General features: G+C 70.3%; 23 protein-coding genes. 16 read left to right on the forward strand and 7 right to left on the reverse strand.

Going from position 1 to position 22,249, the window contains the following annotated elements; translation table 11 throughout:
• Positions 1–47 precede the first annotated feature (47 nt).
• The gene (locus tag WA675_RS19465; protein WP_336086057.1) at positions 48–215 is read right to left on the reverse strand and encodes a hypothetical protein; all 168 of its coding nucleotides are present in this window, start codon (positions 213–215) and stop codon (positions 48–50) included.
• 86 nt (positions 216–301) lie between these two features.
• Here WA675_RS19465 and WA675_RS19470 point away from each other — a divergent pair, with 86 nt between their 5' ends.
• The 6 genes from WA675_RS19470 to WA675_RS19495 all read left to right on the forward strand — a co-directional run bounded on the left by WA675_RS19470 (position 302) and on the right by WA675_RS19495 (position 5,970).
• The gene (locus WA675_RS19470) at positions 302–1,264 is read left to right on the forward strand and encodes a helix-turn-helix domain-containing protein (protein ID WP_336086058.1); all 963 of its coding nucleotides are present in this window, start codon (positions 302–304) and stop codon (positions 1,262–1,264) included.
• 173 nt (positions 1,265–1,437) lie between these two features.
• Complete coding sequence (locus tag WA675_RS19475; protein WP_336086059.1) at positions 1,438–2,358, forward strand: alpha/beta hydrolase; 921 nt, start codon at positions 1,438–1,440, stop codon at positions 2,356–2,358.
• 28 nt (positions 2,359–2,386) lie between these two features.
• Positions 2,387–2,914, forward strand: a complete 528-nt coding sequence (locus tag WA675_RS19480) for a bifunctional adenosylcobinamide kinase/adenosylcobinamide-phosphate guanylyltransferase (protein WP_336086060.1) — start codon at positions 2,387–2,389, stop codon at positions 2,912–2,914.
• A gap of 39 nt (positions 2,915–2,953) precedes the next feature.
• Positions 2,954–4,069, forward strand: a complete 1,116-nt coding sequence (gene cobT, locus WA675_RS19485) for a nicotinate-nucleotide--dimethylbenzimidazole phosphoribosyltransferase (RefSeq protein WP_336086062.1) — start codon at positions 2,954–2,956, stop codon at positions 4,067–4,069.
• A 304-nt stretch (positions 4,070–4,373) separates the two neighbouring features.
• Positions 4,374–5,123: an adenosylcobinamide-GDP ribazoletransferase gene (locus WA675_RS19490; RefSeq protein ID WP_336086160.1), complete on the forward strand. Its 750-nt coding sequence runs from the start codon at positions 4,374–4,376 to the stop codon at positions 5,121–5,123.
• Between the two features lie 133 nt (positions 5,124–5,256).
• Positions 5,257–5,970: an MBL fold metallo-hydrolase gene (locus WA675_RS19495; protein ID WP_336086063.1), complete on the forward strand. Its 714-nt coding sequence runs from the start codon at positions 5,257–5,259 to the stop codon at positions 5,968–5,970.
• A 273-nt stretch (positions 5,971–6,243) separates the two neighbouring features.
• On the opposite strand, the gene WA675_RS19500 is transcribed toward WA675_RS19495, so the two are convergent.
• Positions 6,244–7,341, reverse strand: coding sequence for a branched-chain amino acid aminotransferase (locus WA675_RS19500; protein ID WP_336086064.1), 1,098 nt, complete (start codon positions 7,339–7,341; stop codon positions 6,244–6,246).
• A 26-nt stretch (positions 7,342–7,367) separates the two neighbouring features.
• The gene (gene gcvT, locus WA675_RS19505) at positions 7,368–8,468 is read right to left on the reverse strand and encodes a glycine cleavage system aminomethyltransferase GcvT (protein ID WP_336086065.1); all 1,101 of its coding nucleotides are present in this window, start codon (positions 8,466–8,468) and stop codon (positions 7,368–7,370) included.
• A 250-nt stretch (positions 8,469–8,718) separates the two neighbouring features.
• Here gcvT and WA675_RS19510 point away from each other — a divergent pair, with 250 nt between their 5' ends.
• From WA675_RS19510 to WA675_RS19520, 3 genes are all read left to right on the forward strand, one after another.
• On the forward strand, positions 8,719–10,281 hold the full coding sequence (locus WA675_RS19510) for a bifunctional phosphatase PAP2/diacylglycerol kinase family protein (RefSeq protein WP_336086066.1): 1,563 nt from the start codon (positions 8,719–8,721) through the stop codon (positions 10,279–10,281).
• 95 nt (positions 10,282–10,376) lie between these two features.
• A complete protein-coding gene (locus tag WA675_RS19515; RefSeq protein WP_336086067.1) occupies positions 10,377–10,739 on the forward strand; it encodes a hypothetical protein in 363 nt (120 codons plus the stop codon).
• Positions 10,712–11,971: a hypothetical protein gene (locus WA675_RS19520; RefSeq protein ID WP_336086068.1), complete on the forward strand. Its 1,260-nt coding sequence runs from the start codon at positions 10,712–10,714 to the stop codon at positions 11,969–11,971. The genes WA675_RS19515 and WA675_RS19520 overlap by 28 nt, the downstream gene beginning before the upstream one ends.
• Here the strand turns inward: WA675_RS19520 and WA675_RS19525 are convergent, their stop codons facing one another.
• Entirely contained in the window at positions 11,972–13,942 is a 1,971-nt protein-coding gene (locus WA675_RS19525) for a hypothetical protein (RefSeq protein WP_336086069.1), read from the reverse strand.
• Between the two features lie 81 nt (positions 13,943–14,023).
• Between WA675_RS19525 and WA675_RS19530 the strand changes: the two genes are divergently transcribed.
• From WA675_RS19530 to WA675_RS19545, 4 genes are all read left to right on the forward strand, one after another.
• Complete coding sequence (locus WA675_RS19530) at positions 14,024–14,881, forward strand: pentapeptide repeat-containing protein (protein ID WP_336086071.1); 858 nt, start codon at positions 14,024–14,026, stop codon at positions 14,879–14,881.
• Positions 14,882–15,008: 127 nt separating this feature from the next.
• A complete protein-coding gene (locus WA675_RS19535) occupies positions 15,009–15,260 on the forward strand; it encodes a nucleotidyltransferase domain-containing protein (RefSeq protein ID WP_336086073.1) in 252 nt (83 codons plus the stop codon).
• A gap of 102 nt (positions 15,261–15,362) precedes the next feature.
• Positions 15,363–16,019: a hypothetical protein gene (locus WA675_RS19540; RefSeq protein WP_336086074.1), complete on the forward strand. Its 657-nt coding sequence runs from the start codon at positions 15,363–15,365 to the stop codon at positions 16,017–16,019.
• Entirely contained in the window at positions 16,020–16,499 is a 480-nt protein-coding gene (locus WA675_RS19545) for a gamma-glutamylcyclotransferase family protein (protein ID WP_336086076.1), read from the forward strand.
• A gap of 16 nt (positions 16,500–16,515) precedes the next feature.
• On the opposite strand, the gene WA675_RS19550 is transcribed toward WA675_RS19545, so the two are convergent.
• Entirely contained in the window at positions 16,516–17,499 is a 984-nt protein-coding gene (locus WA675_RS19550) for a hypothetical protein (protein WP_336086078.1), read from the reverse strand.
• 170 nt (positions 17,500–17,669) lie between these two features.
• Here WA675_RS19550 and WA675_RS19555 point away from each other — a divergent pair, with 170 nt between their 5' ends.
• Entirely contained in the window at positions 17,670–17,918 is a 249-nt protein-coding gene (locus tag WA675_RS19555; RefSeq protein ID WP_336086079.1) for a hypothetical protein, read from the forward strand.
• Between the two features lie 52 nt (positions 17,919–17,970).
• Here WA675_RS19555 and WA675_RS19560 read toward each other — a convergent pair whose 3' ends face one another.
• Together WA675_RS19560 and msrA are read right to left on the reverse strand one after the other, a co-directional pair.
• The gene (locus WA675_RS19560) at positions 17,971–18,897 is read right to left on the reverse strand and encodes a hypothetical protein (protein ID WP_336086080.1); all 927 of its coding nucleotides are present in this window, start codon (positions 18,895–18,897) and stop codon (positions 17,971–17,973) included.
• A gap of 97 nt (positions 18,898–18,994) precedes the next feature.
• A complete protein-coding gene (gene msrA / locus WA675_RS19565; protein WP_442945682.1) occupies positions 18,995–19,495 on the reverse strand; it encodes a peptide-methionine (S)-S-oxide reductase MsrA in 501 nt (166 codons plus the stop codon).
• Positions 19,496–19,664: 169 nt separating this feature from the next.
• Between msrA and WA675_RS19570 the strand changes: the two genes are divergently transcribed.
• Positions 19,665–20,156 carry a carboxypeptidase-like regulatory domain-containing protein gene (locus tag WA675_RS19570; RefSeq protein ID WP_336086082.1) on the forward strand — a complete coding sequence of 164 codons (492 nt, stop codon included), beginning with the start codon at positions 19,665–19,667 and terminating at the stop codon, positions 20,154–20,156.
• Between the two features lie 102 nt (positions 20,157–20,258).
• Positions 20,259–22,214, forward strand: a complete 1,956-nt coding sequence (locus WA675_RS19575; protein WP_336086083.1) for a GMC family oxidoreductase N-terminal domain-containing protein — start codon at positions 20,259–20,261, stop codon at positions 22,212–22,214.
• Positions 22,215–22,249: the final 35 nt, after the last annotated feature.

The raw sequence follows: 22,249 nt of genomic DNA on the forward strand, positions 1-22,249 counted from the left end.
CAGCGCGAATGCCGTTCCACCGAGCCGGTGGGGCGGCATTCGCCGTGTCAGGAGTGTTCGCGCGGGGCGGTGGCGGTGTACCCGGCGATGGCGGCGAGTTCGGCGCCGACGCGCTGGGCGTCGCGGTCGACGAGGCCGGTGGACCCGGCGGTGCCGCGCCCGACGAGGACGGCGAGCGCGATCACGGCGGCGAAGACGAGCAGAAAAGTAACCATGGCAGAAAGTTTGCGCTCGCTCGTTTTCCGCCGAAAGTGGCTGTTCTGTCATTGTGCGCAAAGATTCAGCCAGATAGCATGGTCGCATGCTGTCGAAGGTCGCCGCGGTCCTCAACGACCAGCTCGCCATGTTCGAATTCGGCGTCGTCTGCGAGGTTTTCGGCCTCGACCGCACCGGTGACGGCCTGCCCGGCTTCGACTTCCGGGTGTGCGGCGTCGAGCCGGGCAAGCCCCTGCGCTCCACCACCCCCGGCGTCTCGGTAACTCCGGACTACGGCCTCGACCAACTCGCCCACGCCGACCTGGTCGCCATCCCCGCCTTCCCGATCCATGTCGACCACGCCTACGACCCGCGGGTCGTCGAGGCGGTCCGCGCCGCCTCGGCCGCGGGCGCCACCGTGCTCACGGTGTGCTCCGGGGCGTTCCTCGCCGGTGCCGCGGGCCTGCTCGACGGCCGCAAATGCACCACCCACTGGCGCTATGTCGAGCAGCTGGCCACCCAGTTCCCGGCGGCGACGGTGGACCCCGACGTGCTCTTCGTCGACGAGGGCGACCTGATCACCAGCGCGGGCACCGCCGCGGGCATCGACGCCTGCCTGCACCTGGTCCGCCGCGAGATCGGTTCCGCCGCCGCCAACGGCATCGCCCGGCGCATGGTGGTCCCGCCGCAGCGTGACGGCGGCCAGCGCCAGTTCATCGAGCAGCCCGTGCCCACCTGCACCACCGCGGGCCTGTCGGGCACGCTGAGCTGGCTCACCGAGAACCTGGCCGAGCAGCACACCGTCGACGAGCTGGCCGCCCGCGCGGGCATGTCCACGCGCACCTTCGCCCGCCGCTTCGCCGCCGAGACCGGCACCACCCCGGTCAAATGGCTCACCACCCAGCGCGTGCTGTTCGCCAAGGGCCTGCTCGAGGGCACCGATCTGCCGCTGGACCGGGTGGCCGATCGCTGCGGTTTCGGTTCCGGCGCGTTACTGCGCCACCATTTCCAGCGTCAGGTCGGCATCGCGCCCACCGAATACCGGCGTCGTTTCGGGGTGCGGCGGTGAGCGTCACGCGATCGTCATGTTCGCGTGAAAGCCCTGTGAGTCAACACAATCGGGTGCCTATCACGATTGTATCACGGGCGTGAACGCTTGACGGGGTCTGCCGATACTGATCAGCTGATCGGGTGTTCTGCGCTGGGCCCGGTAATTCTCGTCGGTCGATCAAATTCCTGAGTGTGGCCGTGGCCGCGATCGTCACCTCGGTGCTCGGCGTGGCCGTCGCCGTGGCCGCGCCGCCGGTATTGCGCACGCCCGCGGGCGGTCTCGAAGAGCTGGCGGTGCCCTCGTCGATGGGCCCGATCAAGGTCCAGGTGCAGTGGGCGGCCCGCGGCGGCGACGCGGCGCTCTACCTGCTCGACGGCCTGCGCGCGCCCGGCGACCACAATCAGTGGACCACCGACACCGACGCCCTGCGCCGATTCGCCGGTGACGATGTGACCCTGGTGTTCCCGGTCGGCGGCCATTCCAGTTTCTACACCGACTGGTACCGCCCGAGCAGCACCAACAATCAGCAGGTCACCTACAAATGGGAGACCTTCCTGACCCGCGAACTCCCGGATTTCCTCGCGCGGTACGGGGTTTCGCGCACCCGCAATGCCATCGTGGGCGCGTCGATGGGCGGCAATGCCGCGCTCGTGCTGGCCGCGCACCACCGCGACCAATTCCGTTTCGCCGGTTCGTTCTCCGGCTTCGTCAATCCGACCTATCCGATGTGGCACCAGGCCATGCGCGCGGCCATGATCGACGAGGGCAATTTCAACGTCGACGACATGTGGGGCCCGCCCGGCGATCCCGCGTGGGCCCGCAACGACGCCACCGTGCAGGCCGAACTGCTGCGCGGCCTGCCGATGTACGTCACCACCGGCAACGGCATGCCCGGCGCCCCCGACCTGGCCAACGGCTTCGGCAACACCGTCAACGCGATGGGCCTCGAGGCCATGACGGTGGTCGCCGCGGGCATCTTCCGCGACCGCGTCACCGAACTCGGCATCTCCGCCCGCGTCGACATCCTCAACGGCACCCACACCTGGCCGTACTGGCAGCAGGCCCTCACCACCGCCCGCCCGATGATCCTGGAAGCCCTGGGCACCCCCTGACGACCGGTCGGCTTGCTACCGTGCTCCCATGCCCGATGCCCACCGCACCCTCGTTCTCGGCGGCGCCCGGTCCGGGAAGTCGGCCTTCGCCGAGAACCTGCTGAGCGCGGAGCCCGCGGTGCGATATCTGGCCACCGCGGTGCTCGATCCGGCCGACGACGATTTCGCCGAGCGGGTCGCGGGGCATCGCGCACGGCGCCCGGCGCACTGGTCGACCGTCGAGAACACGAAGCCCGCAACGGTTCTCGCCGAGACGGGCCCGGCCGTGCTGCTCGACGACATCGGCACCTGGCTCACCGCCCGGCTCGACGCCAGGGCGGCCTGGGAGGCGCCGCGCGGCACCGTGACCCCGGACTGCGACACCCTGGTCGACGCCGTGGCGGCGCACCGGGGACGGCTGGTGATCGTCTCGCCCGAGGTGGGCCTGGGTGTCATCCCGGCGACCCGCTCGGGGCGGCTGTTCCGCGACGAGATCGGCACCCTCAATCAACGGCTCGCGCAGGTGTGCGACGAGGCGTTCCTCATCGTCGCCGGGCTGCCCGTCCGGCTGAAATGATCCGGGCCGGTCTGCGCGACGGCGCGCGATCCGGGCAAGATGAGCGTCGGACACCCGGCACCACTGTCGAAAGGCTTGCTAGTGACTCACGGATTCGACCCGGTCGCGGCCCCGGACGCGCGGGTGCGCGCGGCGGCCGAGCAGCGCCAGCGGCAGCTGACCAAACCGGCCGGATCACTGGGACGGCTCGAGGAGATCGGCAACTGGGTCGCGGCCTGCCAGGGCGTGTGCCCGCCACGGCAGTTCGAGCGGGCGCGGGTGGTGGTCTTCGCCGGTGACCACGGCGTGGCGAAGCACGGCGTCTCGGCCTACCCCAGCGAGGTCACCGCGCAGATGGTGGCCAACTTCCTGGCCGGGGGCGCCGCGGTGAACGCCCTGGCCGCGGTCGCGGACGCGACGGTACGGGTGGTCGATATCGCCGTCGACGGCGACACCGACCCCACCGTATCGGCGCACAAGGTCCGCCGGAGCAGCGGCGCCATCGACCGCGAGGACGCCCTGACCGAGGACGAGGTCGCCGCCGCGCTGGCCGCCGGTCGCGCCGTCGCCGACGAGGAGATCGACGCGGGCGCCGACCTGCTCATCGCCGGGGACATGGGCATCGGCAACACCACCCCCGCCACCGTCCTGATCGCCACCCTCACCGGCACCGAGCCGGTCGCCGCCGTCGGCCGCGGCACCGGCGTCGACGACGCGGGCTGGATCCGCAAGGTCGCCGCCATCCGCGACGGCATGCGTCGGGCCCGCCCGATCGCCAAGGACCCGGTCGACCTGCTGCGCGTCGCCGCGGGCGCCGACTTCGCCGCCATGGCCGGTTTCCTGGCCCAGGCCGCGCTCCGCCGCACCCCCGTGCTGCTCGACGGCGTGGTCGTGACCGCCGCCGCCCTGGTCGCCGAGGACCTCGCCGCGGGCGCCAAGGACTGGTGGCTGGCCTCGCACCGCTCCACCGAACCGGCCCACGACCTGGCCCTGAAGCACCTGCGTCTGGACCCGCTGATCGACCTGTCGATGCGCCTGGGCGAGGGCTCCGGCGCGCTCACCGCCCTGCCCGTCGTGCGCGCCGCCGTCGCCGCGCTGGCGGAGATGTCGACCTTCGCCGACGCGGGCGTGAGCACCGCCGACGACGAACCCGCCGCGCTCGACCTGACCAAGTGACCGTTCCCCGCGCGTCGACGCGGAGACTCCCGCGGAGCGCGATGATCGGTCGCCCGTCCGAGAGTGCGCGCGGCAATCGGTGGACAGACCGCCCACTGGTCGTCGCGGGCCGAGGCAGCGAGGCAGAACCCGCCGTCACGGCAGGGCTGGTCGAGCAGCCCGCGCGCGCCGATCGCCGTCGCCCGGACGTCCGCCGACCACGACGACACGGACACGCTTCCCCCGGCGGGAGGCCCGAGCAGACAACGTGGGCGGCGAGGCCGTACGGGGGCGCGTCGAGGTGGCAGCGTATGCCGGTGCCGAGGTGAACGCCGTGCGGTTGGCGCTCTCCTGGCTCACGGTCGCCCCGATCTCCGGGCCCGCGACCGTGGATCGCCGCAGTGCTGGGCGGGCGATCGCCCTCGCCCCGGCCGTCGGCCTGCTCCTCGGGGTGATCGCCGCGGCCGCGATGTGGGCATTCGGCAGGGCCGGGCTCGACACCTTGCTCGCCGGGCTGCTCACCGTCGGCCTGCTGGCCCTGCTCACCCGGGGCATGCACCTGGACGGCCTGGCCGACACCGTCGACGGGCTCGGCAGCTACGGTCCGCCGGAGCGGGCCAGGCAGATCATGAAATCCGGCGGTGCGGGCCCCTTCGGGGTGGCGGCGCTGATCTTCGCCATCGGCATCCAGGCGGTGGCCTTCGCGGCGCTGGCCGGACACGAGCGCTGGTGGGCGATCGCGCTCGCGGTCGCGCTGGGCCGGGTCGCGGTCGTCGCGGCCTGCCGCACCGGGGTCCCGGCCGCTCCCGAAGCCGGATTCGGCGCGCTGGTGGCGGGCACCCAGCCGCCCGTGGTGATCGCGGTCTGGAGCGTGTCCGCGCTCGCGGGGGCCGTGGCGGCGGTCCCGGCGACTCTCTGGCTCGGCCCGCTCGTCACCGTGATCGCCCTCACGGTGGCCCTGGTGATCGTGCGGCACTGCGCGCGCCGCTTCGGCGGCCTGTCCGGCGACGTCCTCGGCGCGGTGCTCGAGATCACGGTTTCGCTTGCCGCCGTTGGCTTTTCGCTGATGGGCTGACCGGCGCCCCGAGCCCCGGCAAACCCCGAATGGTCACAAGAGGCACATCGGGCGCTTGTGCCGTGACACAGACCGTCCGCTCATCGGTACTCGGTTGCCGCCCCAGCACACCGGTGGCAATACAGTGGACGCCATGTCATCCGAGCGCCTCTATTTCCGCCAGCTGCTGTCCGGCCGGGACTACGCCGTCGGCGATCCGATCGCCACCCAGATGCGCAATTTCGCGTACCTGATCGGCGATCGGGAGACCGGGGATACCGTGCTGGTCGATCCGGCGTACAAGGCCTCGGACCTGGTCGAGGTCGCCGAGGCCGACGGCATGCGGGTCAGCGGCGTGCTCGCCACCCACCACCACCCCGACCACGTCGGCGGCACCATGCTCGGTTTCACCCTCGGCGGCGTGGCCGAACTGCTCGAGAAGACCAGCGTCCCCGTGCACGTCAACAAGCAGGAACTGGACTGGGTCGCGCAGACCACCGGCATCGCTCCCAGCGAACTGACCGGCCACGACAACGGCGACAAGGTCACCGTCGGCGCCTTCGAGATCGAGTTACTGCACACCCCCGGCCACACCCCCGGCAGCCAGTGCTTCCTGTTCGACAACCGCCTGATCTCCGGCGACACCCTGTTCATCGACGGCTGCGGCCGCACCGACTTCCCCGGCGGCGACTCCGACGAGATGTTCCGCAGCCTGCGCCGCCTGGCCGCCCTCGACGGCAACCCCACCGTCTACCCCGGCCACTGGTACTCCGAATCCCCCAGCGCCGCCCTGGGTTCGGTCAAGGACAACAACTACGTCCTGCGCCCCCAAACCCTCCAGCAATGGCAGGCCCTGATGCCCGGCTGACGAGGCGTCCCACCGCACTACCAGCCACCTGGCACCACTGAAGTCCGCCATGACCGCACTCCCAGCCCCGCACCCGCGACCCCGAGGAGCGGCGGCCACGAAGTGGCCGGTCGCGGCCGGGTCGCCGGTCAGCGCTCGAAGCGCAGGCGCCGCAGGCGCGAGTCTCGAGCGCTGACCGGCGGCCCCTAGGGGCCGCGACTCGAGCGCGCCAGCGCTCCAATAAACACAGCGCTCACCGCCCGGGGCAGGTCAACATCGGCTGTTCCGCACGCCCTAAAGGTTGCGCATCCAGCCGTGAGTGTCAGCGAACGTCCCCCGCTGGATACCGGTGAGCGTGTCACGCAACGCCATCGTCACCTCACCCGGCTCCCCACCACCGATACTGAACTCACCCTCCGCCGAGCGCACCCAGCCGACCGGCGTGATCACCGCAGCGGTCCCGCACGCGAAAACCTCACTGATCTCACCGGATTCGGCCCCCTTGCGCCATTCCTCCACCGAGACCTTGCGTTCCTCGACCGGGTACCCCGAGTCGGCCGCCAGCGTCAGCAGCGAGTCACGAGTGATGCCGGGCAGCAGCGAACCGGACAGCTCCGGAGTGACGAGGCGGGCCTCGGAGCCGGTGCCATAGACGAAGAACAGGTTGTTGGTCCCCATCTCCTCGACATAGCTGCGCTCGCACGCGTCCAGCCAGACCACCTGGTCACAGCCCTTCTCGGTGGCCTGGGCCTGCGCGAGCAGCGAGGCCGCGTAGTTGCCCGCCACCTTCGCCTCGCCGGTGCCGCCGGGGGCCGCGCGCACGTACTCGGTGGACAGCCACACCCGCACCGGCTTCACCCCGCGCGGGAAGTACGCACCGGCGGGCGAGGCCAGCAGCAGGTACTTGTAGGCCGAGGCGGGCTTCACGCCCAGGCCCGCCTCGGTGGAGAACATGAACGGACGCAGGTAGAGCGACTCCTCGCCACCGGCCGCGGGCACCCAGTCGGCGTCCACGTCGAGCAGCTGACGCACCGATTCGACGAAGAGTTCCTCGGGGAGTTCGGCCATCGCCATCCGCGCCGCCGAGCGGCGGAACCGCGCGGCATTGGCGTCGATGCGGAAAGTGGCGATGCTGCCGTCGGCCTGCCGGTAGGCCTTGAGACCCTCGAAGATGGCCTGACCGTAGTGGAACACCATGGTGGCCGGGTCCATCGACAGCGGGCCGTACGGTTCGACGCGCGCGTTGCCCCACTCGCCGTCGGCGTAGTCGATCGAGACCATGTGATCGGTGAAGAAGCGCCCGAACCCGGGGGCCGCCAGTACCTCTTCCCGCTGCTGCGCCGAGACGGGCGCGGGATGCGGAATACGAGTGAACTGTGCAGCGACTGTCATGATGCGATCCTATCCGGCGGGTGCGGTCACTTCGTGTTGGTGTCGACGAACGGCGGCTTGACCACCGTCGCGCGCAGCTTGCGCCCGCGCACGTCGACCTCGACCTCGTCGCCCGGTGCCAGCTTCGCCTCGGTGTCGAGCAGCGCCAGCGCGATGCCGACCTTGAGGGTGGGCGAGAAGGTGCCCGAGGTGGTCTCCCCGACCGGCGCGCCGTCGCGCAGCACGGTCTGGCCCTGGCGCAGCACGCCGCGGTCGATGGCCGCGAGGCCCATCAGCAGGCGGCGCGGTCCGTCGGCCTTCTCCTGCTCGAGCGCGGCCTTGCCCCAGAACTCGGGCTTCTTCCAGCCGACCGCCCAGCCGGTGCGGGCCTGGTTGGGGGTGATGTCGACGGAGAGTTCGTGGCCGTGCAGCGGGTAGCCCATCTCGGTGCGCAGGGTGTCGCGCGCGCCCAGCCCGGCGGGCTGGCCACCGGCCGCCTCGACCGCGGCGACCAGGGCACGGAACACCGGCGCGGCGTCGTCCCATCGCGGCAGCAGCTCGTAGCCGTGCTCGCCGGTGTAGCCGGTGCGGCACACCCGCACCGGGCGGCCCTGCCATTCGGCGTCGGCGTAGGCCATGTACTCCATGTCGGTGGGCAGGCCGAGCGCGGCGAGCACCTCGGTCGACTTCGGGCCCTGCACGGCGAAGACCGCGTAGTCGCGGTGCTCGTCGGTCACCGTGATCCCGGCGGGCGCCGCCTTGCGCAACTCCGCGACCACGGCGGCGGTATTGGCGGCGTTGGGGACAAGGAACACCTCGTCGTCGGCGACGTAGTAGGCGATCAGGTCGTCGATCACGCCGCCCTCGGGGGTGCAGCACAGCGTGTACTGCGCCTTGCCCGGCCGGATCCGGCCCAGGTCGTTGGTCAGCGCCGAGTTCACGAACTCCACCGCGCCCGCGCCGCGCACGGTCGCCTTGCCCAGGTGGCTCACGTCGAACAGGCCCACGGTGGTCCTGGTCGCGGTGTGCTCGCCCACGGTCCCCGCGTAGGAGACCGGCATGGCCCACCCTCCGAACGGCGCGAAGGTGGCGCCGAGCTCGACGTGGACATCGTGGATCGGGCCCTGCAACAGGTGGGAGTCGGTCATGGCCCGAGCTTATCGCCGACACCGCGCGGATCGGGTCCGAGGTACCGGCCCACCCGGCGCCCGCGCCGATCAGCGCCATCGGCCGAGGCCGCCCCTGCCCAGCCCCGCGATCGAGATCGTCCGCGCTCCGGGTGGCCGCCGCCAGCTGCGTGATCCGCGGGCAGATACGGTCTGTCCCACCGCGATTCGGTGTCGTCACGGTGCTGCCGACCGCGCCGCCACCGGCGGGAGACGCGGTAGGGTCGGTGCCGTGAGTGAGTTGCCCGGTCGCCGGTTCCGGAATGTCGCCCGGATGGACGCCGCGACGAGCCGGGCGGTGTCCCGGATTCCGGAGTCGCGCCTGGACGGCGGGATGCTCCGGCTGACCAGGTCGGCCAATACCGGCGGATTGTGGCTGGCCACCGCCGCGGCGCTGGCGGTCACGCCCGGCCCGCCGCGCCGGGCCGCGCTGCGCGGGGTGATCGCGCTGGCCGGGTCGAGTTTCGTGGTGAACCTGGTGCTCAAGACGCTGATTCCGCGCAGGCGCCCGCCCGCCGAACTGATGCCGCTGGGCCGCAGGCTGATCGAGGCGCCCGCGTCCTCGTCGTTCCCGTCCGGGCACAGCGCCAATGCCGCCGCCTTCGCCACCGCCGTCGCGCTGGAGAGCCCGCGCACCGCCCTGGCCGTCGCGCCGGTGGCCGCGGCCGTCGCCTACTCGCGCATCCACACCGGCGCGCACTGGCCCTCCGACGTGCTGGTCGGGGCCGCCGTCGGCACCGGCGTCGCGCTCACCACCCGCCGCTGGTGGCCGATCCGCGAATCCGACGAGGCCGAGGCGCACGCCGTCCACGATGCGCCGGTGCTGACCGACGGCACCGGCCTGCTGCTGCTGATCAACCCCCGATCCGGCGACGCCGCCTACGACCCCACCGCCGATATCGCCGCCGCGCTGCCCCGCGCCACCCTGCTGCACACCGCGCCCGGCCGCGACGCCGCCGAGCAGCTCCAGCAGGCCATCGATCCCTCGATCGTGGCCGTCGGCGCCGCCGGGGGCGACGGCACCATCGCCGCCGCCGCGGCCGTCGCGGTGCGTAACAAACTGCCCCTGGTCGTCGTCCCCGCGGGCACCCTCAACCACTTCGCCCGCGACCTCGGCGTCTACGACCTGCGCGAGGTCGTCGACGCGACCAGCACCGGCGAGGCCGTCGAAGTCGACATCGCCGCCGTGGAATTCGAGACCCCCGAGGGCACCCGCACCCACCACCTGATCAACACCGCCAGCATCGGCGCCTACCCCGATCTGGTGCGCCTGCGCGAGAAATGGCAGGACCGCTGGGGCAAATGGCCCGCCTTCGCCGCGGCCCTGATCGTCACCCTGCACCGCTCCGAACCGATCCGGATCCGCATCGACGACCGCTGGCACGACCTGTGGTTCCTGTTCGTCGGCAACGGCCCCTACCACCCGCACGGCGCCGTCCCCGCCTTCCGCTCCCGCCTCGACGAGGGCCTGCTCGACGTGCGCTGGCTGCGCGCCGACGTCCACTTCTCCCGCACCCGCGCGGTGCTGGCCCTGATGCTGGCCGCCATCGGCCACAGCCGCGTCTACGGCGAACGCCAGATGCACGAACTCACCGTCGCCACCCGCACCCCCCAGGCCGTCGCCGCCGACGGCGAGGTCGTCGGCACCGCCACCACCCTCCGCTTCACCGTCGCCGGTCGCGTCCCCGTCTACCGCCGCGACGAGGACAACCCCCGCTGGGAGAACCGCGCCCGCCCCCACCACCGCCGCCCCCTCGCCTGGCTCACCGACCGCCGCCGGCGAACCGGGCAGTAGCATCAGCGGGCGTGTCACCCAGTGCGAGACCCAGATTCGCTGCCGAGCGTAATGATCGATGGGCGACGTTTCCGCACGAACGGGCAGTACTCGCGGTGGTCCACAACGCGACCGCCTCGACACGGCTGTTCGACACGCTCCCGATACTCGCGTCCGACCCGCGCGTCCGGATCGTCTTCACCCGCACCGGATCCTCGGCCTTCGACCGTGGCACATCCGAATTTCTGGAACGCCGCGGCGTCGCGGAAATCAGCTGGGACGACGCCACCCGCTATTCGTTCGACCTCGCCCTGTCCGCCAGCTACGGGGGCGACCTACAGGAAATAGCAGCACCCCTTTTCGTTATTCCCCACGGAATGGGATACAATAAGTTTCTAAACAAACAAACAAACAAACAAACAAACAAACAAACAAACAAACAAACAGTGCGGTGTTCGGATTGTCGGCCGAGTGGCTGACCCATGACGGTGCCCTGATTCCCACCGCGATCGTCCTGTCCCACACCGAACAACGCGACCGCTTGGCCGCCACCTTGCCCGCCGCGCTCTCCCGGGTTCTCATCGCCGGTGACATCTGCTTCGATCAGCTTTCCGCCGGTCTCCCCTTGCGCGCGAGCTACCGCCGCGCCTATGGCTTGCCGACCACCCGAAAACTGATCGTGGTCTCGTCGACATGGGGAGAACCCGGCCTACTCGGACAGCACCCGGATCTACCACTCCGGCTCGCCGAAACCCTCTCCTCGGATGAATTCAGCATTGCCGTCGCACCCCACCCGAATATTCTCGCCGAGCATTCCGAATGGCAATTCCGCGAATACCTCGCGGCGGCTACCCGAGCGGGTGCCCATATCATCGACGATATCGACGGCTGGAAATCAGCGATCGTCGCCGCGGACCTGGTCGTCAGCGACCACGGTTCGGTGGGCTTCTATGCCGCCGCGCTCGGTATCGCCCCGCTCCTGGCGGTCGCGCCCGGGCACACGGTCGACCCGGCCTCACCGATCAGCCGGTTCCTCTCCGCCGCGCCACGCCTCGACCCGGACAGTGATATCGCGGCCCAGGTCGAGGCCGCCATCACCGGCCACTACGCCGCGCGGTACGCGGGCGCCACCGACCTGACCACGTCGTACCCGATGGCGGGCGCGGCGATCCTGCGGACCGCGATGTACGCGACGATGAACCTCACCGAGCCGACCGGTTCACCGGAGATTCCCACCGCCCCGCTCCCGCGCGCACCGCTACCCCGGGTCGATTCCCATCTGGTGCTGGTGGATTCGCCGCGGATCGGCCGCGCGGCCGTGACACGCTATCCAGCCGAGCGGCTCCGCGCGGGCCGCGATCTTCCCCGTGGCGCGCACCTGGCGGTCGGGGTGCGCGAGCCCCTGCACCGCTGGTTACGGTTGGCCGACATCATGATCGGCACGCCGGGCACCGACACCAGCACCTGGATCACCGAAACGCTGCGCGCGCTCCCCGGCTGCCGCCTCGCCACCGCACCCCATCGACCCGGCGAATGGTTGCTCGGCACGGACAGGGCCGTGCTGTCCGTCCACGGGGACGACGAGGCGTGCCGCCTGTTCTCCTCAGCCGCCCAGCACCATCTCGTTCGCGGTGCCACCCTGCCCGATCTCGTCGGTGAATGGGCTATCGACTGCGGCGGACTCGCCCACAGTGTGACGGTCCTGGCGTGATCACAGTCCCCACTGCTCGATCCTCGCCCGGGCATGCGCCGCATCGGCGGTGAGTCCGGCCTGCTCGAAATGGCCGACCGCCCGCAGCAGGAAATCGCGCGCATCGGCGGAATCACCGAGGCTGTGGGCGACTTCCCCCGACGCTTCGGCGATCTTCCCGAGATCGAACGATCGACTCCGCGATTCCATGGCCGTGTACGCCTGCGCGAGCTCGGCCGCCGCGCGCGGGTAATCACCGATGAGCGTGAGCTTGCGGCCTCGCCAGTACTTCGTCTTGGCCAGATTGTCCGCTTCGTCCGACGGCAACGTGCGCAGCCCGGCCTCCACACCATCGAGTAGCGCCAAGGCCGTCCGCGGCGATTCCACCTTGGCGAGATGGAACTCGGCGATCAGGATCCGGCGCGGATCCCCGATCTCCCTGGCCAGCCGGGCGTTGTCCCGCAGGAGTTCCAGCGCCTCATAGCTTCTGCCCTGGTCGAGCCGGACGAGCCCGAGTCCTTCGATCGCACTGGCCTTGACGTCCGGCCGTATCGCACCGGCGATCGCCGACTCGAATTCCGCTGCCGCCGAATCGAGTTCACCTTCCCAGAGCATGCCGAACCCGTACTGCAGACGCAGCAGGGCCAGCAGGTCGGGCTGCGCGGCCCGCTCGGCGGCTGCCACGCCCCACGTGTACAGGAGCGCGAGATCGCCGAGAATCTTCTCCTGTTCGTGGAACGCCCACAGCAGCACCGCCCACCGCTGCGGGTAGCGGTCGTCGCCGACGCTGTCGAGGAATTCCGCGGCCGCGAGAATCGCGGTGCGTTCCTCCCACAACCAGGCTCGTGCCTGCTCGACGCTGCCGAACAGCGTGGTATCGGGCGCGGATTCACCCAGCAGCAGCCGCCGCCACGGGCGTCCGGGCGCGATCAGGGCATCGGCAGCGGCGATGCGCGCATCGTAGAATTCGACAAGCCGCCATTCGTCGGCGTTGCGCTCGGACATGGTGCGCTCGTCCACCTCCTCCGCATGTCTGCGAACCAGTTCCCGCACCCGGTAGCGCGGGGCATCGACGCGCGAGACCAGCCACATATCAGCCAGGTCGATCAGCAATTCGGCCGCCGCGCCCACCGAGAGGCCGAGCACCGCCGCCATGGCCTCCGCGCTGACCTGGCCGCCATGAGCACGGAGCCCGAGCGCGCGATAGCACTGCTTGGACCGGACGGAGAGCAAGCCGTACGCGGCCCCGTAGACGCGCGCCAGCGCGAACGCGGTTCGCCTACGCACGGGATCCCGCAGCCGGTCGGCGGTTTCGGCCAGCGGACGCGCGGCTCGCCCGTTCGCGCTCCGGCACACCATACTCGCGACGATGCGGATGGCGTGCGGAACATTCCCGCACTGGCCGAGCAGAGCGTCGAAAGCGGCCGGTTCCGCCTCGCTCCTGCTCCTTCCGATCAGCTCTCCGAGAAGGTGCCGTGCCGGGGCGTCGTCCAGCTGGTCGACCACGAACGCCCGCATCCCCACGGCATCGAGTGGCGTGGCCGGTCTGGCTTCGGTGACGATGACCAACGACGACCCCTCCGCGGGCAGCAAGGCCCGGACCTGAGCCTCCGTCACGACGCCATCGAGGAAGATCACCCTGGATCCCCCGGCGGTGAGCGACAGATACAGGCCACGCCGATCGCGTCCGGCCGGAATGTCGGCGGCAGGATGTCGCAACCCCCGCAGGGCCAGCCCGATCACATCCTCGGGATGATCGGCCTGATCGACCCCACCGAGTTCGAGGAACAGCATGCCGTCGGGGTAGTAGGCCCGCAGCTCGTGCGTGAGTTCGATGCCCACCGCGGTCTTCCCGATCCCGGGTTCCCCGGTCAGCACGACGACGCGATTTCCCGGGCCACTCGTCAAGACGTACTTCGTCACCTCGTCGAGCAGCGCGACATGGTTGACGAACGGCCGAACCCGTTCCGGCAGCGCGTAATCCGAGTGCATCACCCAACCCCCATCGACGACTCCGCATAGTACAGTGCGGACAACGACCCGGCACGACGTCGAGGAGTCTGGACAGTGTCGATGAGAGTACGACCGACCCTCACCGCCCTCGGCATCGCCGCGGGGGTGGTCCTGTTGATCCTGGCGATCTACCGGCTGCCGCTGATGCTCGCGCCGGAGAGCTTGCGCGAGCTGACACCCAAGGAGCGTCTCGACGCCGCGGTGGCCCAGCGTGGCCAGTTCGCCGCGCTCATCGGGACTCTCATCGCCTTGGCCGGGCTGTTCTATACGGTGCGCAAGTTCCTGCTCGACCGGGCGAAACAGGACGTCGACCGGTTCAGCGCGGTAGTGGGACACCTCGCCGACGACGATCCGGTGACCCGCTCCGGTGGGGTCTTCGCGCTGCAACGGCTCATGGAGGACGCGCCGCGCGAACGGGAACGTGGTCTGCGACTCCTGGCCAGGCTGCTCCAGCGCCGCACCGCCAACGGCGAATTCGGCACCGGCCCCGGTGATCTCGTCGACGCGGTGGCGGTCCTGCGCGGCAGGCTCGCGGGCAAGCACAGCGTGACCGGACTCGATCTCAGCGGTGCCCGGCTGCCCGGAGCGGATCTGCGCGGTGTCCGATTGCCCGGCGCCCGCCTGGCGCGGACGGATCTGTCGGCCGCGGATCTCCGTGGCGCCGATCTCCGCGACGCGGACCTGTCCGAGGCGACCTTCACCGGTGCCGACCTACGGGCAGCCGACCTGCGCGGCGCGGTGCTGCGCCGTACCCGCCTCGACACCGCGCGTCTGTCCGGCGCCGACCTCGCCGATGCCGACCTCACGGGCACCGTTCTCACCGGCACAGACCTGACCGGTGCCCAGCTGCACGGCGTGGACACCACCACCGCCCTCGGGCTGCCCACCGACGCCGCACTCCCCGCGCCGAGCCCCTGACCACGACCACGGCGGCACGGCCACGCAGTGGCCGATGTCCGTGCACACTTCACGAACCCGTCTCACCTGCGTCACCATTGCTCACAACGCGGGCGCACCGGTAACGGTGGGCGACCATGATGGAGGCATGAGCTCTCCGGACGGTGGACGGTCGATCAGTGCCGCCGAAGCCGATCGGCGGTGGGATGCCTGGACGCCCGGTGTGGTGGCCGAACGGCTGGATGGGTGCGGGGTGCCGTGGGCAGTGGCGGGCGGCTGGGCCCTCGACCTGTTCGCCGGGACGATCTCGCGCGCCCACGCCGACCTCGAGATCACCGTTCCCCGTGCCGATTTCCCACAGATCGCCGCCGCCTTCCCCGACCTCATCCACACCACCTGACCAGCACGATCTCGCACCTGCTCGATGTCCCGATCGTTGCCGGATCCCCGCCTGGCAGCTATACAGGAATATTGGAACACGTTGCGTGCGAACGGATCGCCTATGCTCACCGAACTCCTGCTCGGCATCATCGCCGGCTTGATCACCTCGGGACTGCTGACGCAGTTCTTCCGATTCCGGCGAATGGGCGGCCTACAGAAGATCCGCGTCTTCGAACCGAAAGACGGACAATTCAATACCGCCTTCTACGCGTACTTCATCGACCAGCTCGGCCGTGCCACCGAGGAAATCGTGATCACCGGCGAGGGCTTCACCTATCGGGGTCCGGAAGGGCAACGGCTGGCGGACCTGTATCACTCCGCGACCAGGGACGCGCTCGCCCGCGGTGTCCATGTGATCCGGTTCCAGACGTTCAACCACGTCCATCCCCGCTGGTGTGATCGACTGCGCGAACTGGTGATCCAGTATCCGCAGCACTTCCATCTCTACCTGGTGAATCACGTCGAGGACATGCGCGACCTGGCCCATGTCTGTGTGATCGATGCCGCCCGCAGGAACAATGTCATGGAGATGTCGCTGTCCACCGACCGCGATCTGGAAGACTCCAGCGTGCGCATCGCCGATACCGCGATCTTCATTCACGGCCGGCGAGATCTCGCAGCCGCGGTCAGGTCGAATGTCATGTCCATGAAGCGGTTCGGGAACGTCACGCTGGTCACCTCCGCCGACCAGCTCACCGCATCGATAGAGGAGGTCTAGATGGTGCTCTACTTCGCCTACGGCTCCAATATGTCCGCTGCCCAGATGCAACGTCGTTGCCCGAGCGCTTCCCTGCGCGGCACCGGCACCCTCGAACGATTCCGGCTGGCATTCAACCGGACCGGGTCCTATCGCCCCGGCGCGGTCGCCAGCGTCGAACCGTCGCCGGAACCGTCGAGCCAGGTGATCGGGCTGGTCTGGGAGATCTCGGACAGCGATCTGCGCGAGATGGACGCGATCGAGGACCCCGAGGCGTACCTGCGCATCGCCGTCCCCGTGCACACCGAGCAACACGGCACCGAGTACTGCTGGGCCTATATCTCCTACCCGGACAATCGCGGATCGGCCCCCGACCAGGAGTACGTCCAGATCCTGATCGACGGTGCCGTCGAGGCACAGCTGCCCGGCGACTACATCTCCGAACTGCGGGCGTGGTTGTCACCCGCGGGCGATTCGGCACTGGCCGGCTCGCGGCCGTGAGCTGCCGGGCCGCGGTTCAGGCCGGGGTTCGGACCCAGCCCCGGCGGTAGTCGGTCCAGTCCTGGGGTGTGGCGGCGAAATCGACGTAGAGGGCGATGCCGAAGGTGGTGCGGGTGGGGGCGGTGCGGGTGAGGCCGAGGCGGATGCCGCGGACGGCGGCGGCGACGGTTTCGGCGGCGCCGTGGTGGCCGGGGTCGTCGGCCCAGAAGGCGGGGGCGCCCAGGAGGAGGTCCACGTGGGACGGGGTGACCTCGAGGGCGAGGGTGGTCTGCTGGGCGACGTAGCCGCTGTAGAGGGCGCGGGTGGGCATGGCGGTGTCGTAGGTCATGACCGCGACCTGGTCGACGCGGCGGGCCACGTCGGCGAAATAGGCTTGGCTCCACCACTTTCCGTGGTCGGCGACGGCCAGGCCGACCGAGTGCAGGCCGGGGAGCGGGTCGATCACGGGGGCCGAGACCGACAGCGGGACCCCGGCGGCCGCGGTCACCGCGCGGGTGGCGTCGAGCAGGGACAGGAACCCGGATGACCCGGAGCGCACGGGTTCGAGGTCGTAGTGCACGCCGTCGAAGCCGTAGTCCAGCACCCGGCGGGCCGAGGCGACCACCCGTGCACGGGAGTCCGCCGATTCCAGGTCCAGCCCGTCGAATTCGGGCTGCACGACATCACCGAGCCAGGACTGCACCCGGAGGCCGGGCAGTCTCGCGTGCACGGCGTCGACGAACCAGCGGGCGCGCGGTGCCAGTTCGTCGCGCAGGCTGCCGTCGTGTTCCAGCGGACCGGTGTGCACGTACAGATCCCGGACTCCGGTACCGGCCAGCAACGTCGCCAGCGCGGCCACATCGGCGTCGGTCCGGCGCCCGTCGACCCACGCGTGCCCGAGCCACACCGCGTCGCGCCCCCTGGTGCGCGCCTGCTCGGACTGCTCGCCCACATTGTGCGCCAGCAGCGCGCACAACACCCCGATGACCGGCGCGAACACGACCGCGAGCACCACCCCCACGACGAACGCGCTACGCCCACGCCACGACCAACGACGCCACTTCCCCCGCACGGAACCTCCCCGGTATCAACGAACCACCCAGTTTACCGGCAGGTACCGATCCGCAGATTTCCGGCAAACCACCCATGCGTGAAACACTGTGCGCCGCTGTACAACTGAAACGGAGCACCATGAAACTCGCCGTCACCCTCGCCGCCTCCGCCGTCGCGGCCTTCGCCTTCGCGATCGCGTCCCCGGCCGTGGCCACCGCGCAGCCCTCGAACTGCCACAGCTCGTACACCCCCTGCCTGCCGATCGTCAGCGATGTCGACTGCGAGGGCGGCAGCGGCAACGGCCCCGTCTACACCGGCCCGGTCCGCGTCATCGGCCCCGACGACTACGGCCTGGACCGCGACGGCGACGGGTACGGCTGCGAGTAACCCAGGAAAAAGGGCGTGCGCATCGATCGCGCACGCCCTTTTCTCTTGCCTGTCAGCGGTTTTCGGGACCACCCTGGTCGCCCGGCTTACCCAGATCGGGTCCGGATTCCGGGCCGCCATAGCCCGGGGTTCCGCCGCCGGGGCCGCCGTAACCCTGACCACCCTCGGCGGGACCGCCGTAACCCGGTCCGCCGTAGCCCTGACCGCCCTCGCCGTAACCCGGCTGACCACCGAATCCGCCTGCGGGACCGCCGTATTGCTGCGGATAGCCCGGCTCGGGGGTGGCCGCCGCTCCGGCGACCGGTCCGCCGGTGACCACGCGGTAGGCGTAGGTCGAGGCGATGATCGTCAGCGGGATCGTCACCAGCAGACCGAGACCGCACGGAATCGCGCCCAGCACATTGATGCCGAACAGCGCCAGCGCCAGCAACAGCAGTGGCCCGGCATTGGCCGAGATCGCCGAGAAGCTGGATTTGATCGCGGTGACCGCGTCCTGGTCCCGGTCGATCACGAATTGCATGGTCCACCAGGTGAAGAACGCGATGACGATACCCGGCAGAATGCACAGCAGCAGACCGATACCGGTCGCCAGCCCCACCAGCAGACCGGCCAGAATGATCACGCCGACTTTGCTGAACTGGAAGAAATCACCGAATGCCGGTTTGCGCCCGTCGGTTTCGTGCAGCGCGCCGCGCACCAGCGCCGCCGAGATCAGATAGCCGACGATCGTGGTGACGATGGTGCCGAGCAACTGCCAGATCCCGAACCCGATCACGAGGGCACCGTCGTCGTCGGTATCGGTGTTGCCGAGCCCGAAGATGAAATTCAGCGCCACCTGGATCAGCACCGCGACCAACACGATGGCGATCCACACCACCGCGTTGTCCTTGAATTTGTTCCACCCGTATCCGATCGCGTCGCCGACGCCGAGCTTCGGTCCCGCCGGCGGATAGCCGGGTTGCTGCTGTCCATACGTCATTCGAATCGCACCCCTCATCGACGGGACGGCCGGGGCCGCCTATTCCTGAGCAGAACACTGCCGATCATGGCATATGGACATCAGTGGGCGTGGTGACTCAGTTGTCGGCGTTTTCCCGCTTGGGCAGTTTCCAGCCGGGGCGCGGGAAGTGGCAGGTGTAGCCGTCGGGGTAACGCCGCAGGTAGTCCTGGTGTTCGGGCTCGGCGTCCCAGAAGGTGCTGGCCGGGGTCACCTCGGTGACGACCTTGCCCGGCCACAGCCCGGAGGCGTCCACATCGGCGATGGTGTCGAGAGCGACCCGGCGCTGGTCCTCGTCGAGATAGAAAATGGCCGATCGATAGCTGGAACCGATGTCGTTGCCCTGCCGATCGCGGGTGGTGGGGTCGTGGATCTGGAAAAGGAACTCGAGCAGCGCCCGGTAATCGGTCTGCGCGGGGTCGTAGACGATCTCCACGGCCTCCGCGTGCCCGGGATGATTGCGATAGGTGGGGTGGTCGTTGCGGCCCCCGGTATAGCCGACCCGGGTCGCGAGCACGCCCGGTTGCCTGCGGATCAGCTCCTGCATTCCCCAGAAGCAACCACCGGCCAGAATCGCCATACGGGTTTCGGTCACGTCTCCTCCTCGATGAGAGCCACGGTTGGCGGACTTCGGCCACAACCGTCTCCAGGACAACTCCCGATGCCCCCGGCAAAATTCCCGACAGTAAGGTTGCCGCCCGAGCGTTACCTCACCGAGGAAAAACCGAGGAAAAGGAGGGAAACGGCGCATGCCACGGTTCGGCGTTATCCGGAGTTCGGCGATCGGCTTGCTGGCGGCAGTTCTGATCGGGACCGCGATGGGGGGTGCGCACGCGCACCCCGGCCACGACGACTCGGTCGCCCAGAAATCGACCTGCGGGCTACCCGGCCAGCCCCGCCAGGACGACCTCCAGGCGCGCGCCCCCAGCCCGACCGCCATCGGCCAGATCGACGCGGTGCTCATCACCACCGGCACCCGGCGGCCGATCCCCGGCGGCAAGGTGGTGCTGACCGGCTTCGACTCCTGCGGCGACACCGTGCACCGGCGGCTGACCACCGGCGTGGACGGGCAGGTCAGCTTCCGCGCCCTGCAACCCGGCCGGTATCAGGTCACCGCCTATGCCAGCGACGCGGCGGTCCGCTCGATCTCCTCGGCCGAGATCGACCTCACCGTCTCGACCCGCAAGACCCTGCGGTTCACCGCGGGCACCGAGGACTTCGGCACGGGTACCGCCGACTGAGCGTTCGGGGCCGGGCGGACCGGCCCCGAAACCCGTTGACACCCAGCACGACCCGATCGGCCGTGATACAAATCACCCAGAAGTGGAAAGGGTGGTTTCGGTATGGCACCGACAGCCGGACAGCGGGCCGCACTGGGCACGATCTGCGACACGTTCCTCCCCGGCGACGGCCTCGGCCTCCCCGCCGCGACCGAGCTCGGCGTGGTCGACACCATCCTCGAGATCCTGGACCGCAACCCGCGCGAGGCCGACCGCAAGCAGCTCGCCCTGCTGCTCGGCCTGTGGGATTCCCGGCTGGTCGGCCTGCTCACCGGCAGTGGTCCGCGCCGATTCTCGGCATTGCCGCAGGACCGCCGCGAGGCCGCCCTGCTGCGCCTCGGCGATTCCCGCCTGGCGCCCGCCCGCGCGGTCTTCCAGGCGCTCAAGCAGGCCGCCCTGCTCGCCTACAACGTCACCCCAGGCCCGACCGGCGAGAACCCACTCTGGCAGCGGATCGGCTATCCCCCGCCGCCGGGCCGCCTGGCGAGCGCCCCCGCGCCCGCGCTGTCCCCGCAACGGTTCACCGCCCCCACCACCCTCGACTGCGATGTGGTGGTGGTCGGCTCCGGTGCCGGTGGCGGCGCCGCGGCGGCGGTGCTGGCCGAGGCCGGGCTCGACGTGGTGGTGCTCGAACGCGGCGGCTACTACGACGACCGGGACTTCGGCGACGGCGAGCTCGCCGCGCTGACCAGCCTCTACGCGCCGGGTCCCCCGGCCACGGCGGAGGGTCAGCTCACGCTGGTGGCGGGCAGCTGCCTGGGTGGCGGCACGGTGGTCAACTGGAGCACCTCGCTGCCGACCCCCGAGCGGGTGCGCGCCGAATGGGCCGAGACCGGTGTCCCGCAGTTCGCCACGGACGAGTTCGGCGACGCGCTCGCCGCCGTGGGCCGCCGCATCGGAGTCACCGACCGCAAGTCACCGCTCTCGGCCCGCGACGGGGTGCTCGAACGCGGTGCCCGCGCGCTGGGCTGGGAGGTCGACACCCTGCCGCGCAATGTCGGTGACGCGTGTGATGCCGGAATCGAGTGTGGGCGGTGCGGTTACGGCTGCCGCGTGGGCGCCAAACAGTCGACGACCAAGACCTGGCTGGCCGATGCCGCGGCGCACGGCGCCCGGCTGGTGGTCGACGCCGATGTCCGGTCGATCACCGTGACGGCGGGGGTCGCCGAATCGGTGACCGCGCGTACCGGTGACGGCGTGGAGATCACCGTGCGGGCCCGCGCGGTGGTCGTGGCCGCGGGCGCGATCCAGACCCCGGCGCTGCTGCTGCGGTCCGGGTTGCGGAACAAGAACATCGGGCGGCATCTGCGCCTGCATCCGGCGGCGGCCGTGTTCGGGGTGTTCGAGGAGGAGATCCGCCCGTGGGAGGGCGCGCTGCAGGGCCGGATCAGCAGGCAGCACGCCGATCTGGACGGGCACGGATACGGCGTCATCTACGAGACCGGACCCGTGCATCCCGGTCTCGCCACGGGGTTCATGAACTGGCGGGGCGCGGCCGAGCATCGCGCGGCCCTGCTGGATTTCGCGCGCACGAACTCGATCGGCGTGATCACCCGCGATCGGGATCCGGGCAGCGTCTCGGTCGACCGCGGTGGCGAACCGGTGGTGAAGTACCGGCTCTCCGGCTACGACGCGGCGCACCTGCACACCGGGATCGTCGGCGCCGCCTCGATCCTCGAAGCGGCGGGCGCGCAGCGGATCTACTCCGGGCACCAGGCCGGGGTCTCGTTCGAACCCGGCGTACGCGGGTCGCTCGCGGAGTTCGACGCGGCTTGCCGGACAGCAGGATACGGGCCGGGCCGGTGCTCGATGGGCGCGCTGCACATCATGGGTTCGGCGCGGATGGGCGGCGCGCCGACGCTGTCGGCCACCGATCCCGACGGCGCCACCTGGGAGGTGCCCAATATCGTGGTCGCGGACGGCTCCAGCTTCCCGACCGCGCCGGGCGTCAACCCGATGGTCACCATCGAGGCGATCGGGTACATGAACGCGCGACGGCTGGTGGCCCGGCTGGCCTGACGGTGTGACCGGCTAGGCTGCCGGGGTCACGGCAC

Source organism: Nocardia sp. SSK8, assembly GCF_037034205.1.
Taxonomy (GTDB): Bacteria; Actinomycetota; Actinomycetes; order Mycobacteriales; family Mycobacteriaceae; genus Nocardia.

Bases quoted from the DNA above. Each gene is read 5' to 3' on its own strand.
- WA675_RS19465 (WP_336086057.1), bottom strand. From the start codon at position 215: ATGGTTACTTTTCTGCTCGTCTTCGCCGCCGTGATCGCGCTCGCCGTC.
- WA675_RS19470 (WP_336086058.1), top strand. From the start codon at position 302: ATGCTGTCGAAGGTCGCCGCGGTCCTCAACGACCAGCTCGCCATGTTC.
- WA675_RS19480 (WP_336086060.1), top strand. From the start codon at position 2,387: ATGCCCGATGCCCACCGCACCCTCGTTCTCGGCGGCGCCCGGTCCGGG.
- cobT (WP_336086062.1), top strand. From the start codon at position 2,954: ATGAGCGTCGGACACCCGGCACCACTGTCGAAAGGCTTGCTAGTGACT.
- WA675_RS19495 (WP_336086063.1), top strand. From the start codon at position 5,257: ATGTCATCCGAGCGCCTCTATTTCCGCCAGCTGCTGTCCGGCCGGGAC.
- WA675_RS19500 (WP_336086064.1), bottom strand. From the start codon at position 7,341: ATGACAGTCGCTGCACAGTTCACTCGTATTCCGCATCCCGCGCCCGTC.
- gcvT (WP_336086065.1), bottom strand. From the start codon at position 8,468: ATGACCGACTCCCACCTGTTGCAGGGCCCGATCCACGATGTCCACGTC.
- WA675_RS19525 (WP_336086069.1), bottom strand. From the start codon at position 13,942: ATGCACTCGGATTACGCGCTGCCGGAACGGGTTCGGCCGTTCGTCAAC.
- WA675_RS19530 (WP_336086071.1), top strand. From the start codon at position 14,024: ATGAGAGTACGACCGACCCTCACCGCCCTCGGCATCGCCGCGGGGGTG.
- WA675_RS19535 (WP_336086073.1), top strand. From the start codon at position 15,009: ATGAGCTCTCCGGACGGTGGACGGTCGATCAGTGCCGCCGAAGCCGAT.
- WA675_RS19540 (WP_336086074.1), top strand. From the start codon at position 15,363: ATGCTCACCGAACTCCTGCTCGGCATCATCGCCGGCTTGATCACCTCG.
- WA675_RS19545 (WP_336086076.1), top strand. From the start codon at position 16,020: ATGGTGCTCTACTTCGCCTACGGCTCCAATATGTCCGCTGCCCAGATG.
- WA675_RS19555 (WP_336086079.1), top strand. From the start codon at position 17,670: ATGAAACTCGCCGTCACCCTCGCCGCCTCCGCCGTCGCGGCCTTCGCC.
- WA675_RS19560 (WP_336086080.1), bottom strand. From the start codon at position 18,897: ATGACGTATGGACAGCAGCAACCCGGCTATCCGCCGGCGGGACCGAAG.
- msrA (WP_442945682.1), bottom strand. From the start codon at position 19,495: ATGGCGATTCTGGCCGGTGGTTGCTTCTGGGGAATGCAGGAGCTGATC.
- WA675_RS19570 (WP_336086082.1), top strand. From the start codon at position 19,665: ATGCCACGGTTCGGCGTTATCCGGAGTTCGGCGATCGGCTTGCTGGCG.
- WA675_RS19575 (WP_336086083.1), top strand. From the start codon at position 20,259: ATGGCACCGACAGCCGGACAGCGGGCCGCACTGGGCACGATCTGCGAC.